At 45.9% G+C, this 15123-nt stretch carries 8 protein-coding genes; all 8 read right to left on the reverse strand.

The genetic code is table 11. The features are described 5' to 3' along the window. Window positions 1–27 precede the first annotated feature (27 nt). Complete coding sequence (locus AC1DCV_RS26570; RefSeq protein WP_477026017.1) at window positions 28–1122, reverse strand: GntR family transcriptional regulator; 1095 nt, start codon at window positions 1120–1122, stop codon at window positions 28–30. Window positions 1123–1157: 35 nt separating this feature from the next. After that, on the reverse strand, window positions 1158–2228 hold the full coding sequence (locus tag AC1DCV_RS26575) for a UDP-glucose--hexose-1-phosphate uridylyltransferase (RefSeq protein WP_477026018.1): 1071 nt from the start codon (window positions 2226–2228) through the stop codon (window positions 1158–1160). A gap of 8 nt (window positions 2229–2236) precedes the next feature. Beyond that, window positions 2237–4444 carry an alpha-galactosidase gene (locus AC1DCV_RS26580; protein WP_477026019.1) on the reverse strand — a complete coding sequence of 736 codons (2208 nt, stop codon included), beginning with the start codon at window positions 4442–4444 and terminating at the stop codon, window positions 2237–2239. A 92-nt stretch (window positions 4445–4536) separates the two neighbouring features. Continuing rightward, a complete protein-coding gene (locus AC1DCV_RS26585; protein ID WP_477026020.1) occupies window positions 4537–6192 on the reverse strand; it encodes a RagB/SusD family nutrient uptake outer membrane protein in 1656 nt (551 codons plus the stop codon). Between the two features lie 40 nt (window positions 6193–6232). Continuing rightward, window positions 6233–9322 (reverse strand): SusC/RagA family TonB-linked outer membrane protein, encoded by a 3090-nt coding sequence (locus tag AC1DCV_RS26590; protein WP_477026021.1) that lies wholly within the window; start codon window positions 9320–9322, stop codon window positions 6233–6235. Window positions 9323–9598: 276 nt separating this feature from the next. Continuing rightward, a complete protein-coding gene (locus AC1DCV_RS26595) occupies window positions 9599–12394 on the reverse strand; it encodes a M16 family metallopeptidase (protein WP_477026022.1) in 2796 nt (931 codons plus the stop codon). 57 nt (window positions 12395–12451) lie between these two features. Beyond that, the gene (locus AC1DCV_RS26600; protein WP_477026023.1) at window positions 12452–13765 is read right to left on the reverse strand and encodes a MutS-related protein; all 1314 of its coding nucleotides are present in this window, start codon (window positions 13763–13765) and stop codon (window positions 12452–12454) included. Then, window positions 13762–15111 (reverse strand): MutS-related protein, encoded by a 1350-nt coding sequence (locus AC1DCV_RS26605; RefSeq protein ID WP_477026024.1) that lies wholly within the window; start codon window positions 15109–15111, stop codon window positions 13762–13764. The genes AC1DCV_RS26600 and AC1DCV_RS26605 overlap by 4 nt, the downstream gene beginning before the upstream one ends. Between the last annotated feature and the right edge of the window lie 12 nt (window positions 15112–15123).

Genomic DNA, 15123 nt, shown 5'->3' on the forward strand with positions numbered 1-15123 from the left:
TTTTATTTTCACGCAAATAATTTATTACTACAATGACTTCCGCCTGATCAACACCGTAGGCAACACTTCCTGTACCTTTTCCCGTGTCAATACAAAAACAGCGGCCTTCTCTGCCATCAGTTTAAAGTCCGTAGAGTAAGTAGTGATACCGTTACAGATAATTTCTTTTACTACATCATCATTGTGAGACAGGATACCCACATCCTTTCCGGGCACCAGTTTCTTTTCCACACAATCTTTCAGGATGGCCCATAACTCTGTATTGTTAATGGTGTAATATACCTTCCCTTTGGCAACGGTACCGGGTACATATTCTGTTTTAATTACCCCGTTGATTTTATGATCTTTGATAAAGCGTTTAAATGCTTTCAGTATTTCTATCGGCGTATCGGTAGAAGGCCGGTAGTAAAAGATCATTTCATCAAACTTGCGGATCGTATCTTTTAAAGTGGTGAATGCATGGTACGATGAGTCTCCAAACTCCTGAACAATGTAAGAGTAATCCGCCGTCAATGGCTCATACCGGTCAATCATCAGGAACTTATCCATAGGCAGGCCCTTCAGGATCTCACCTGTTTTGGGATGCGGAATCGGCGCTACCACATACATCCCGTACCGGCCTTTAATAGTAGCCACGATGCTTTCAAATACCTCGATGTTATTGTGGTGGAAGAATACATCCAGCTGAATATTTTCGCCGAGGTTAGCACGGAATGTTTTATAAAATGTTTCCTGGAAGGTATCAAATGCAAATAACAGTAATGCTACTTTCAACTGCTGCCCGGTGTCATCGCTGCTTACAAAAAAGCCCTGCCGGTTGCGTGCCGTCACAATACCTCTTTCCACCAGCTCTTTATAGCCCTTGGCGATTGTTTCCCTTGCAAATCCAAGTTCACCGATCAGGTTATTCACGGAAGGCAATGCATCCCCCCTCGATAACAATTTCGAATTGATGGCATTGATAATGCCCTGAACGAATTGTTCGTGTTTGGAAAGGCCTGGAATTCCTTCCAGTTCATGTATCTGCTCGTATATGTCCTGCATGTAAGGAAAATTAATCAGGGCGCCGCCAGGAGGCCACTCTTTTATGGTTATCAATTGTTCACTGTAAAACGACAGCATAGCACGTTACTGTACTATGCTGTCCTACTAAGCTATCAACTTTTTTCTACACTTACAAGTTTTTGCAGGGAATAATGCTCTTCCGGCAGTGATTGCAATTTTTTTGCAGCCCATTCCGGTGTGATATCCCGTTGCGGACTAGCCAGGAGTTCATACCCTACCATGAACTTTTTCACGGCCGCAGAGCGCAGCAATGGTGGATAAAAATGCATGTGCCAATGCCATTCCGGATGCGCCCCGCTATTTACAGGCGCCTGGTGCATACCGGCAGAGTAAGGGAAAGACGTTTCAAAAAGATTATCATACCGGGTACTCAGTCTTTTTAGAATATCTGCCAGCGCCAGCTTTTCTTGTTCCGTGAAATGCGTCATATCCGGTACATGCCGCTTACTCACTACCATGGTTTCAAACGGCCATACCGCCCAGAAAGGTACCAGCGCCACAAAATGTTCGTTCTCCACAACAATTCTCTCCTGCTTGTCAAGTTCCAGGGCTACATAACTTTGCAATAAGCTTTTCCCGGTAGTTTCATAATATTTTTTCTGGTGAGATGTTTCCTTAATCAGTTCTGCCGGCAAATCGCTGGCTGCCCAGATCTGGCTGTGTGGATGGGGGTTGCTGCATCCCATGATCTCGCCTTTGTTTTCAAAAATCTGTATATACTTAATGTCCGGATCTTTCGCTAAATCGCGGAACTCGTTCTCCCATAATCCAATCACTTTACGGATATCTGCCACTTCCAGCAATGGCAGGGTGAGATCATGCCGGGGCGAAAAACATACTACCCGGCAAATGCCTTTCACGCCGCGCGCATGTAATAACTGATCTATCTGCTCTGCTCCGGCCGGCGTATCCGCCATCAGTGCCCCAAAATCATTGGTAAAAGCAAAGGGCTCCTTATAATCCGGATTCAGCTCTCCGCCCATCCGGGCGTTACCTGGACACAGGTAACAGGTTGCGTCATATTCAGGCAACGGATCTCTGTCTACTTTTTCTACTTTACCGTTCCATGGTCTTTTTGTACGATGTGGTGATACCAATACCCATTCACCCGTTAATATATTTAACCGCTGGTGTGGATGTTCTTCTAACTGGAATACGCTCATAAAATGGTTTAGGGTGCTTCGTTAATCTGGATCACCACACTGGCCCTTTTAAGGTTCAGTTGTGGATTAAATCCAATAGTCATTAAAAAATCTCCCGCAAAAGTAACATTATCTGGAATAGTGGAAACTTCTCCCGGATAAAGATTGATCTCTTTTAACCGGTATTTCTTTGCAGGATCCAGTCCTTTCAGCCGGATAGGCAGTTTACTGCCTTCATCATAGCGGTAATTCACCAGGTAGTTGAACATCACGCCGCTGCTTTGTTTTTCATCCAGGTACATCACAGCGGCTACGCTGCCCTCGTGCGGATCTGCAAGGCGATACTGGTCTCCGTGCCAGATCACATCTTTCAAAGCATTATAATTCGCCACCGCCTCTTTACAGAAGATCCGCTCCTGCTCTTTCAGGTCCTTTACCACAATATCAAAGCCCAGCTTGCCCATCATGGCTACGTCTACCCGGAACTTAATGGGCTGCTTACCCCAGTCGGTAACATGGTTAGCGCTGACAATAGCCGGATAGAAATAAGAGTTTTCCCATTGAATAAAAATCCGTTCCAACGGATCGGTGTTATCGCTGGGCCAGTATTCTGTGAAATATTGTAAGGCCCCGTAATCCACACGGCCACCGCCTCCGGAGCAAAGCATCATAGCTACCATCGGGTATTTGGCGCGTACCCTTGCCAGCACTTTATACAGCCCTCTTACGTATTCCACATACAATTGCGAGGACTGTTTCTGCTGGTAGGCAGACCATGCATTATAAATTACAGCATTGCAATCCCATTTGATATAAGATAATTTCGGTGCCTTGATAAACAGGGAATCCACAATCTGAAAAACAAAGTCCTGCACTTTTGGATTGCTCAAATCCAGCACCAGCTGATTACGGAAGTAATGTTCCGCTCTGCCGGGTTGTCTTAGTACCCAGTCCGGATGCCTGGTGTTCAGCTCACTCTGCGGGCTCACCATCTCCGGCTCTATCCAGATGCCAAATTTCACTCCATTACGCTGCGCCATACTATCCAGTGCTGCAAGGCCATTGGGGAGCTTCTTGCGGTTCTCCTGCCAGTCACCCAAACCAGCATGATCACTGTTGCGGGGAAATTTATTACCAAACCAGCCGTCATCCAGCAGGAAAAGATCTACGCCCAGCTCTTTGGTATCTTCTAATAAGCCCTTCAGCTTAGATTCGTCAAAGTTGAAATTAGTGGCTTCCCAATTGTTTAATAAGGTGATCCGCTCTCCTTTCCCATCCAGTATTTTATAGCTCCTTGCCCAGTTTTGCAACTTACGGCTGGCATCTCCTTTTCCTTTGGTAGAAAAGGTGTACAGGAAAGGCGGCGTTTCAAAAGCGGTATTGGCGGGTAATGTATAGGGAGATGCATAATTATTGATGCCTGCTATGATACGCAGGTTATCCAGGTTGTCCAGCTCAAGATCTACCCTGAAGTTACCGCTCCACTCAACGGAGCCGTACAATACGCTGCCATTGTCTTCTGTAGCCGGTTGATCCAGCGATATCATAAATACCGGTGGCTGGAATAAATTAGCGCGGGTACCCAATTTGGAATCGAGTGTTTTAATACCATGCGTCAGCTGCGATTCTTCCGCCTGCATTTCTTTTGCCCAGTCGCCATGATATTGTTTCAGCCAGTAACGGGAAGCTTTCAGGTATAAATTGGCAGAAGCAAATTTCTGCAACGTCACATCTCCCTTTTCCTGGTGCCTGATCACCGACCATTGCTCTATTACATCGGTGGCTTTATATACTTTATAGTAAAGCGTTACTTCAAACGGGTACAACGGATCCTTCAATACAATGCTGAGCTCTTCCACGTCTGCACTACGGGAAATGGATTTATGGCTCACATAACGCAGATCAAGGCCATTATTACCATCCGCATGTGTAACCGCTATGGCGGGTTCAAAAAGATTTTTTGAACCGGCGGTCGTATAGGCAGCATTGGCCACTTCAGAATAATCTTCGGTTTGCTGATACGCAGCAGATATCTGCTGATAAGAAGCACTACCGGATAATTTAGCACCAAAGTAAATGGTAGACAATTGCCCTTTTGCATCTACCTGTAGTACAACAGCATTATGCTTTGATTCCACGGGGATAATCATTGGCCTGGAATCCTGTGCGGTGGCATATCCGCAACAGCCAATAACAAATAACCAGATACTGTGTCTTACATGGATGAATCGCCTCATGAACAAAAACCTTTTATTTAAACGATAGCTACAAGTATTATGCGTAGTACGGATAACGGTAGCCCGTTATCCGTACTGCGTTTTAAGAAATATTAATACCCGTCATTCTGACGGAGTTTTTTGCCGGAGGCATTAATTTCTGATTGGGGGATAGGCGCCCAGTAATTTTTTGCCGGATCAAAATTACGGGCCAGGGCAGTAATGATGCTATAGGTAACAGACCCATCTGCTTGTTTGGTAGGACGGATACCATAAATAGGAACTTTCTCTGTTACACCGGCAATCATCCACCTGCGTACATCATAGTAACGATGTTCTTCAAAGGCCAGCTCTATACGGCGTTCATTACGGATACGGGTACGCATATCGGCTTTGGAAAGTCCCGCCGGCAATTCCGGCATACCTGCTCTGAGACGGATACTGTTTACCGCCTTATACACGCTATCCACCGGCCCTGCGGCTTCGTTCTTTGCTTCCGCATAGTTGAGCAGCACTTCCGCATACCTTAAATATTTCCAGGGCTGGTAAGCCGTCTGGTTAGGATTTTCTACCGGATTACTTTCATTGATATATTTTCTTACATAATAACCGGTAGGACTGGTATTCCAGTTACCATTACCATCTTTACTGTCTTTACCTCCAGGCAAAAATGTTTCCACGTTACGGGTTCTGTAAGGTGCGCCATTATACAGGATGCTGGCATAAAAACGCGGGTCCCTGTTTTCGTACGGCTTTGCTTTTTGGGTGGCATTATTCCAGTCGAAACGGGTACCATCTTTCATTTCATAATCATCTACCAGGTTCTGCATCGGTGAATTACCACCCCATCCGCCATAACCGTTGGGACCATTTACCAGCTCCAGGTTGGTGTGTTCATTGGTAGGAGAATATACGCGTTCAAAAATATCTTCCGAAGTACCACTGATCGTAAATAATGTTTTGTAATCGTTGTACAGGGAAAACTTATTCATTGCAATGACTGTCTGTGCAGCATTCGCAGCGGCAGTCCATTTGCTGGCATTATCAGCATTTTTAGTATACAAAGGACTGGCTGCATATAATAACAGCCGTGCTTTCAGGGCCAGCGCTGCTTCATAGGAACCACGACCAATAGGATATTTTTTATGCTGCATCAGGGCGGCAGCGTTATCCAGTTCATTCACGGCATACTGGATACATTCCTGTACCGGTTTGCGGATAAACAGCGAATCGAAGTTGGTATCTTCCAATGTATATACCCGGTCTCCCACCAACGGCACATCACCAAAATTGCGGATCAGGTCCTGGTAACGGTAAGCACGGATAAAGCGCAATTCTCCTCTCAGTCTGTCTTTACCATAACCGCTCATTGGTACTTTGTCGATGTTAGCCAGCGCATAGTTCACCTCCCTGATACTGCGGTAACTTCTGATCCAGGTATCACTGATCCAACCTGTTCTGTCGGGCGTAAGTGCGCCCTGTTGTACAAACCAGGTGTTGTTATCCCATACCACCATAGACTCATCTGTCACAGAACTCATCCAGGCATCTTCGAAAGCCCTGCCAAATCCGGGTTTGCCGCCATCATTGTTACCACCTACACCAATATATCTACCGGTTACGTAGGCCTCTGCCAGTGAGGAATCGCCCCACACCGCCGCATCGGTGATGATGCTGGTAGGTGTGGTATCCAGAAAATCTTTTTTACATGCTCCCAGTGCCGCGAGGCCAGCTGCTGCCAGGATCAGTGCTATATGTTTCGTTGTCATTTCTTTGCAATTGAAATAGTAAATGAATTGTTGCTCCCTCTTAAAAATTCACATTCACACCCACGTTAAATACCTTCTGTTGCGGATAAAAATATCCGCTGCCATCGGTGCCTTCCGGATCTATTTGTTTCACACGGGTAAAGGTGAGCAGGTTAAAGCCATTCAGATAGAAACGCGCCGCTTTTATAGATGCTTTGGATAATAAAGACGGTGGCAGGTTGTAGCCAATCTCTACGTTCTTAAGACGGATGAATGACGTATTCCAGTTCCAGAAAGTGCTGGGGTAGGAACCCAGGTTGCTGGAGTTAGGTCTGGATACAGCACGTGGCCAGGAAGCATTGGTATTTTCAGGCGTCCAGCGGTTATCTGCCCACTCTTTCAGGAAGGAACCAAATTCACCGGATTCCCAAAGGAGGTATTGCGCCGAATTACCTTGTCCCTGTAGCAAAATATTTACATCAAAACTTTTCCAGGAGGCCCCTAACGTGATACCATATACGATTTGCGGAATGTTGTTCTGATCTACTCTTACCCGGTCGTTAGCGGTGATTTTTTTATCGCCATCAAAATCTTCCAGGATCAGGTCACCAGGCTGTGTGCCGGGTGCATGCGGTGAAGCATCAATTTGTGCCTGGTCTTTGTAGATACCTATACTGCGGTAGTATAAACCGGCATTGATCGGATGGCCTTCCACTTTCTGGTGAAAGGGAGTGCTGGGAGCTTCATCCAGGAAGATGACTTTATTTTTGATAAAGCTGAAGTTACCGCCAATGTTGAACTTCACTTCATTGAACTTCGTTTCATACATCACCGAAGCTTCAATACCCTTGTTACTCACCTTACCGATATTTTCGTCCGGTATCTGGCTGCTGCTGATACCACTCACTCCCGGGATGCTTAAGCTTCTTGCCGCGAGGATGTTATCCCTGGTTTCACGGAATACATCTACCGTTACATTGAAATGATTTAACAATGATAAGTCCACACCGATATTGGCTTTCTTCGCTGTTTCCCAGGTGATATTGGGGTTCGCTAGTTTAGCCCAGAAGATGGTAGGGATATTGGCGCCATAAGGTTGCCCGGCATTATTCACGGTGCTGAGTACGCCGGTTTGCAGATTCAGGTTTTGCAGGTACTGATAGCCTGGTGCCTGGTCTGGCGCAATGTTTTCATTTCCCAGCAAACCGTAAGAAGCACGGAGCTTTAAGCTGTTCACCACATTTTTATTAAACCAGGATTCTTCCGAAATGCGCCATGCGGCCATCGCGCTGGGGAAAAAGCCATATTGTTTTCCGGGTGCAAAAATGGAAGATCCATCTTCCCGCAACTGTACATCCAATAAATATTTTTCTGAGTAGTTATAACTGATACGGCCAAAATAACTTCTGCGGGTAATTATATAACTGCTGCCGTAGTTACTGGCATCCGTTGGTAAAGCACCACCCTGGCTCAATTCCGGCAGCTGCGTAGTGATATAGTTCTGACGGCCGGCGCCAAAAGTTTCGTATGTTGTTTTGGACTGTTGTACAGCCGCAAATGCACTGAGTTGATGTTTGCCAAAGTGCTTATCATAGCTCAGGCGGAGAAAGGAGTTCAGGAGCGTATAGTTAATCTGGCTTTCAGACATGGAAGGATTATTGGGTCCGCCTTTCACCGGATTATAGGTCTTATCTCCTTTATCATACTGGTATACAATCCAGTTTTTAGCCAGTTGTTTATCAAATTCGAAACGTTTGTCGATAGATACCATTCCATCTAAAGACAATCCTTTAGCCAGCTCGTAGCTTGCTTTTCCAATCACGCTTCCGGTGGTAATGGGTCTTTTATCTGCACCAGATAATTGTGCCATGGCGAGCGGGTTCTTTCCCATTTCCACGCCGGCGCCCATGAGTCCATTCGGGTAATAAGCTGGAAGTGTAGGGTAGGTACGATACAGGAATTCGAACACATTAGATGCCCCAAAACCTGCCAGTGCGGTTTTTTCTTCCTGGCGACCAGACACCTGCACCGTTGCCTTGAATTTAGGCGAGAAGTTGATATCAAAGTTCGCGCGGATATTATACTGTTTATAGTTAAGCGGACTATTGCGATACAATCCATCCTGATTCAGGAAGCCGCCGGAGATATAATAATTCAGTTTCTCGCTGCCACCGGAGAAGGATAAATTCGCAGAAGTTTGTGAAGACAATGGCTTAAACAGTTCCTTTTCCCAGTCTGTATTAGGATAGGATACCGGATCTTTCCCATTTCTGAACAGCTCTATTTCTGCATCGGAATAGCGTTGATTTTTGCCTTGTGTAGGGCTGTTATAATAAGCTATTTCATTGAGGATGGTAGCATAGGTGGAAGCATCCACAAATTCCGGTAAGCGGGTAGGTTTAATAAAACCCTGGTTGAGGGTAAAATTGAAATTTGTTTTACCGGCTTCTCCTTTTTTGGTAGTAACGAGTATGACGCCGTTTGCTGCCTGGGAGCCATAAATGGCTGCAGAGGCATCTTTCAGCACAGTAATACTTTCAATGTCGTTAGGATTTAACCGGGAAAATCCACCGAGCGCGTTGGGTACTCCATCAATTACAATCAGGGGAGCAGAGTTACCGGTGGTAGCCACACCGCGGATCAGCAGGCGGGCATCATCGTAACCTGGCTCTCCGCTGGTGTTAGGGGCGATGAGTCCGGGCATACGACCTACGAGTGAATTCGAAATATTTGGTTGTGGACTTTTTAAGAGTTCTGCACTTTTCACTGCCGTCACCGAACCGGTTAAAGTAGCTTTTTTAGCCGTACCATATCCTACTACCACCACATCACTGAGGTTTTCTATAGTAGATACCAGGGAGATGATGTTAATGTCGTCTGTCAGCATTACTTCCTGTTGCTGGAAGCCGATACCGGAAACCACCACGGTATTTTTACCGGCTGGTGCGGTAAGAAGAAATCTGCCTTCCTCATCCGTTTTGGTGCCGGTGGTGGTGCCTTTCACTACTATATTGATAAAGGGTAGCGGTGATTTGTCTGTGGAATTGATAACTTTCCCTTTAAACGGTTTTTGCTGGGCGTATCCAGGTACACACAAACAAAACGCAGAAAGAAACGCTAAGACGCATTTCACCAAATGTCTGGCAATCATTTTCAAAAATTTAAAACGTAAATGGAATACGAACGGTGGAAAAAATGAATCGTGGATGGCGCGGTGCTCCAATATTCATAACGTGCTTGTTTTAGTTGACCTATACTATACTGTTCTATACTATACTATTCTATACCACAAATATAATTTCCGGGAGTGAAACCGCCAAAAAATAATTTCACAGGTTATTAACAGGGCAAAAGCGACCACTCGTACAATAAAAAACCGCCTCCCTTGTGAGGAGACGGCCTTTATATAATCCATCAAAAACAACTACTATTTTTTCTCCGGTAACGATACAAACCGGATTACATTCCGGCTACTCAGGTAGTTCTTTGAAGCTGCTTTGATAGTAGCTCCATTGATTTTCCACAGCAACCTCTCCATATCAGGTACTGCTTTCAGCGGTTCCTTACTTTCCAGTTTACTGGTGAGATATTGCAACCAGAATTCATTACTTTTTACCTCCAGTTCAAACTGTTTCATATAGCCAATTTTAAACTTTTGCAGTTCATCCGCCGTAGCGCCGGCCTGTTGTAAATTCGCTATATCCTGCTGCACCAGGCCTACCAGGTGCTCCACATGTTCAGGCGCACATCCAAACGATACATTGATCGCAAAACGTTGATCAGGTTCTTTCGCCATGCTGCCCTGTACGGAAGGCGTATATACTTCTCCTGCATTTTCCCGCAGACTGGTCAGCAGCCGGTATTGCAGTATCTCTGACAACGCCTGCAGCTGCAGCTTATTCATGGTATTATAAACACATTCGCCATTATACACCAATAATACCGTTGCTTTATCCTCCTTGCCTTTGGCGACCGTTTTAACCAGGCTGCCTTTAGGCATTTGCGCATGCAGCTTAATCCCCTGTTCATTCCGTTTCAGAGACGGCAACGCGCCCAGGTATTGTTCGAGCAAAGGCTTTATGCTATCTGTATTGAAGTTACCCACAAATACAAAGTTAGCCTGGGAAGCATCTGCAAACCGGTCCCGGTAAATATCGTAGGCCTTATCCAGGCTGATACTATCCAGTCTTTCCTGCGTAGCAGGACTGGTACGGTAATGATACCCACTCAGCACATTGCTCACGGTATCTTTAAATACATTTCCCGGATCATCATAACGGTTTTTGATCTGCTCCCTCGAACTCGCTATGGCATTGTCAAACAGCACCGTGTCTTTACGTGGTGCGGTATAACGCAGGTACACCAGTTGCAGCGCTGTTTCCAGATCCTTTACATTGCTGCCCCCATTTACGCCCTGCCCGCGTCCACCGATATAAGCACCCACAGACACTGCTTTTCCATTCAACATCTTCGCCAGCTGAACCGGAGAGAAATCTGCCAGCCCGGAACCGCCAATGATGCCAACAGCGCTGGAAGCACTTGGGAAATCTGCATTGGGATATTTATTGATACCTCCCGGTGCAAAGGATATAAACTGGATCTGATCATTTTTATAAGTGGTAGGCTTCAGCCACACCTGCACCCCATTGCTCAGCGTCAGTTGTTCTACACCCACTTCAGCAATGGTTTTGCGCGCCACTACTTTTCCCGGCGCCGGCATCTTTTTCAGCAGCACAGCATCCGTAGCAGTTTCTTTATACTGCTCCAGAGAGGCACTGGCTACCGCTTTAAACCATCCCTGTACCGTAGCGGAATCAGGAAGACTATTTTTATCTTTTTCGGCAGCCACAAGGAATATGTCGCGGTTATTCTCTTTTAAATATTCGTTGGCCACGGATTTCAGGTCATCCAGACTGATACCTGGCAATACCTTTTTTACAAAGTTATATTCCCAGTCAAATCCCGGCGCAGGCGTGCCCTGGAGGAATAATTGCTGATATTCTGCCACATAACTGCTGGAAGGCGTTTTACTCTTTTCGTGCAAAGCTGCTTCCATACCAGTCAGATAACTCAGCTTAGCCCGGTCCAGTTCAGCTTGTGTAAAGCCGTTACGTTTTACCTGTTCCACTACTGACCAGGTAGCAGTGAAAGCTTCTTTCAGTTTCCCTGGCTTTGCAGAAACGGAGAAGGAAAACTGATCCAGTCCTCCGATTAAATTTCCAATGCCCGCATTGGCGCCCAGGAAGGGAGGATTAGACTGCTGACTTAACTCGTTCATGCGGAAAGAGAGCAATTGATTAAACAGGCCCCTCTGCATGGAATTGAGATAGTCTGCAGTGGTAATCAGTTTGGAAGCAGTATGCTTGATCAGCAGTTCCAGTTGGGTACCACTTACTTCGGGATCTGTTAATGACAGGAATTGATTTTTGCCGGTCAGTGCAATTTTATAGTCAGGTCTGGGTCTTTCATTGGGAGGATTTTTCAGATCTGCAAATTGTTTGCGGATCTGTTGTTCCACCTGATTTACATCCACATCTCCCACCACAACGAGGGCTTGCAGATCAGGACGATACCAGTCGCGGTGAAAACGGCGGATGGCATCAGCAGGGAAATGCGTTAATATGCTATCCGTGCCGATAGGCTGCCGCATGGTATAACGCGAATAATTCAGGGTCAGCGGAAATGTTTGTTGTTGCAAACGCTCCCCTACCCCTTTGCGCAGCCTTTTTTCTTCCAGTACCACACCTCTTTCCTTATCAATAGCATCTGTTTCCAGCAGTGCTTCATGCGCCCAGTCGCGCATAATATCCAGGCCACGACTCACCATGGCAGGATCATCTGTAGGAATCGGCAACTGGTAAACTGTTTCATCAAACGACGTATAGGCGTTGAGATCAGCCCCAAACCGCACACCTGCTTTCTGCAGATAATTGATCAGCTCATTTTTAGGAAAATGCGTAGTACCATTAAAGTTCATGTGCTCCATGAAATGGGCCAGCCCCTGCTGGTCATCATCTTCCAGAATAGAACCTACTTTATTCACCAGGTAAAATAATGCCCTTTTCGCCGGCTCATTATTTTTGCGGATATAGTAGGTAAATCCATTTGATAGCTGCCCCGTGCGAACAGCCGTATCCAACGGGATCGATTGACCCGGAGCCTGCGAACTCCCGGCTATAGAAAGGCATAGCAGTCCTGCTGTAGCCAAGTAACGATAGTACATAGTTATTTCTCTTTTGCTATTTTTTTGTTGTAACAAGATCCCACTTTTTTATAGTAGCTACAGCATATCCAGTATGCCTTCATTTTCAATAATGATCATGCCCTGCCGGTCTGCCGTAATACCTTTCTGCAACCGGTATGTATACCTGGGCACCGTTCCTTCCATAATAGTAGGCAGGAATTCAAACTGAATATGATCTCCTTCAGATTTCAACGCATCTCCCACTTCAAAAATATGGGTGGAGATAATAAAGAAGCAATCCGTGAATGCTGTAAAAGCCGCTGTCACCGCCAGGGTGGCATCATACGCATCTTTCACATTGGTACCTTTAAACAGTTCATCAAAGATGACAAAAAGATGCTTGCCTGCATCTACTTCTTCTGCTACCTTTTTCACCCGGAGTACTTCTGCATAAAAATGACTATATCCCCTGTTCAGGTCGTCCGGTACATTCACAGAAGAATAGATACCATCCAGCACAGAAAACTGCAAATCTACCGCCGCCACAGGAAATCCCATATGAGCAAGGTACATCATGATCCCGGTTGATTTCATCAGGGTAGACTTACCGGCCATATTGGCACCAGTCAGGAATAACACATTGCTGTTACCCCTGAAGGAAAGTGTGTTGGAAACAGCTTTGTCCAAACCAGGATGTCTTACGCCTGTTGCCACCAGCATATTCTTTTCTTTCGGAAAAGCGGTGCCGTAGGCAAATCCTTTCTTCTTACCGATGCGGGATACGGTGATAAACACCTCTATCTCATAGGTCAGGTGCAGCAATGTTTTCAACGACTGTTGGAACACATTCGCTACCAGGTAATGTAGTCGCGCGTTTTGCAGCAAAGATCTTTTTGTGGTGGTCAGCTCTCTGAGCCGCTTATCCCGGAGGATATGGCGGGCGGTGGCCACCCATTTTTCCCAGGGCGTATTTTTATCGCGGCCCTCCTTTTCCAACTGATCCAATAATACAGCAAAGCCTTTCAATAAGTCGATACAGGTATCAATTCCCGCTACTTGCAGTTGATAAGTTTCCTCCTTCACCAGCACTGCCATTAATTTTTTCCGGCTCATCTGCCAGATCGCCATGGGCAGATTGCCCGCACTTCCTTCGTCCAGGAAGGCTTCCATGTTCCCCAGCAACGCTTCATCAAAAGGGAAAGTAGCGGGATGGTCTCCAAAATAACGAAAAGCAGCACTCCTGTTATTGATCTGCGCTGCATCTGTTAACGGATGCAGGAATAGCTCATTCAGCAGTTTTTCAGCACCCCTGGTTTTTACCTGGTTGAAAATATGGAAGATGGAATGTGTGTTATACTTTCCCAGCAACGATAAATCATCCAGTGTTTGTTTGTCGGCAATAAAGCTCATGTGGTCTTCTTTATTGATTTTTTCCTGGCTAATATATCCAGGATACCTTCATTTTTAATAATCACCATGCCATGCCTGTCGGAAGTAACGCCGGATGCCAGTTTATGTGTATAAACGGGCTTATTGCCTTCCATTAACGTTGGCAGATATACGAAGTTGATATTGTCACATTTTTCCTTGAGTACTTCACCCGCTTCAATGATATGTGTAGATACTACGAACATACAATTTTGCCTGCGGGCAATTGCAGCCGTGATAGCAATTGTGGCTTCGTATGCATCTTTAACATTGGTACCGCGGAACAGTTCATCAAAAATGACGAACAGGTATTTATCCCGGCTTAATTCCCGGGCGATGGTTTTGATGCGCAATACTTCTGCATAAAAGTGGCTGGCTCCCTGACTCAGACTGTCCGGCAGGTTGATGGTAGTGAAAATACCATCCCGCACAGAGAACTCCATTTTTGACGCCGGCACCGGGAATCCCATCTGTGCCAGGAACATCGCAATGCCCAGCGCTTTCATGAAAGTAGATTTCCCCGCCATATTTGCCCCCGTCAGGAAAATGATATTACTCGATGGCGTAATGGTCAAAGAATTGGCTACCGGTTTCGTTAAAGACGGATGATAAAAATTCTCCAGCACCACCGTTTGTGCCTGTGGAGGCAAGGCTACCGGGAAACAAAACTGATGTTCGTTAGCAGTGCGGGCAACAGAGAGATATACATCGGCGAGATAAATATGCCGTAGTAGTTGCTGGATCTTTTCCCGTTGCCGGAAGCGGAGTACTTTATCGTACTCCGCTACTTTGGCAAAAGGAAATTTATGTTTCGTTTGCTCCTGCATCATCGGCTGCAGCTCTTCCAGGCGCAATAGCTGGTCAATAGCGGCCAGTTCCCGGCTATAGGGGATGTTGGCTACCTGCTGCCGGATACTGTCTGAAAACAGCCTCGTAGCCTGTAAGATATTGATCAGGCTTAATACACCTTTTTCAATGGCTTTATATTCTGTATCGGCTGCAATGAACTGGTTGAATTTTCTGCTCAACGTATCTTCCTCTTCATTCAGCCGGCTGCGCTCATCTGTATTTTGCAAGTGCTGTTCCCCCGCATCAAACCATTCACTTTCATAAGGGAAAGGAATCGCCTTTTCAGCGAAGGAGCGGATAGTGGTGCTGCGTGCATTGATCGCTGCCGCTTCAGAAAGCGGTTCGTGGAACATTTCTTCCAGCAACTCAGATCCGCCACGGGTAAAGGTTCGGTTAAATATCGCGTAAATAGAATCCCCTCCTCCTTTCCCGAAAATATTCAGATCATTCAGCGTTTGTTTATCAGTCATTAGGCTCATACCTGCTCTGTT

This window comes from Chitinophaga sp. 10T418, from assembly GCF_056394125.1.

Bases quoted from the DNA above. Each gene is read 5' to 3' on its own strand.
- AC1DCV_RS26570 (WP_477026017.1), bottom strand. From the start codon at position 1,122: ATGCTGTCGTTTTACAGTGAACAATTGATAACCATAAAAGAGTGGCCT.
- AC1DCV_RS26575 (WP_477026018.1), bottom strand. From the start codon at position 2,228: ATGAGCGTATTCCAGTTAGAAGAACATCCACACCAGCGGTTAAATATA.
- AC1DCV_RS26580 (WP_477026019.1), bottom strand. From the start codon at position 4,444: ATGAGGCGATTCATCCATGTAAGACACAGTATCTGGTTATTTGTTATT.
- AC1DCV_RS26585 (WP_477026020.1), bottom strand. From the start codon at position 6,192: ATGACAACGAAACATATAGCACTGATCCTGGCAGCAGCTGGCCTCGCG.
- AC1DCV_RS26590 (WP_477026021.1), bottom strand. From the start codon at position 9,322: ATGATTGCCAGACATTTGGTGAAATGCGTCTTAGCGTTTCTTTCTGCG.
- AC1DCV_RS26595 (WP_477026022.1), bottom strand. From the start codon at position 12,394: ATGTACTATCGTTACTTGGCTACAGCAGGACTGCTATGCCTTTCTATA.
- AC1DCV_RS26600 (WP_477026023.1), bottom strand. From the start codon at position 13,765: ATGAGCTTTATTGCCGACAAACAAACACTGGATGATTTATCGTTGCTG.
- AC1DCV_RS26605 (WP_477026024.1), bottom strand. From the start codon at position 15,111: ATGAGCCTAATGACTGATAAACAAACGCTGAATGATCTGAATATTTTC.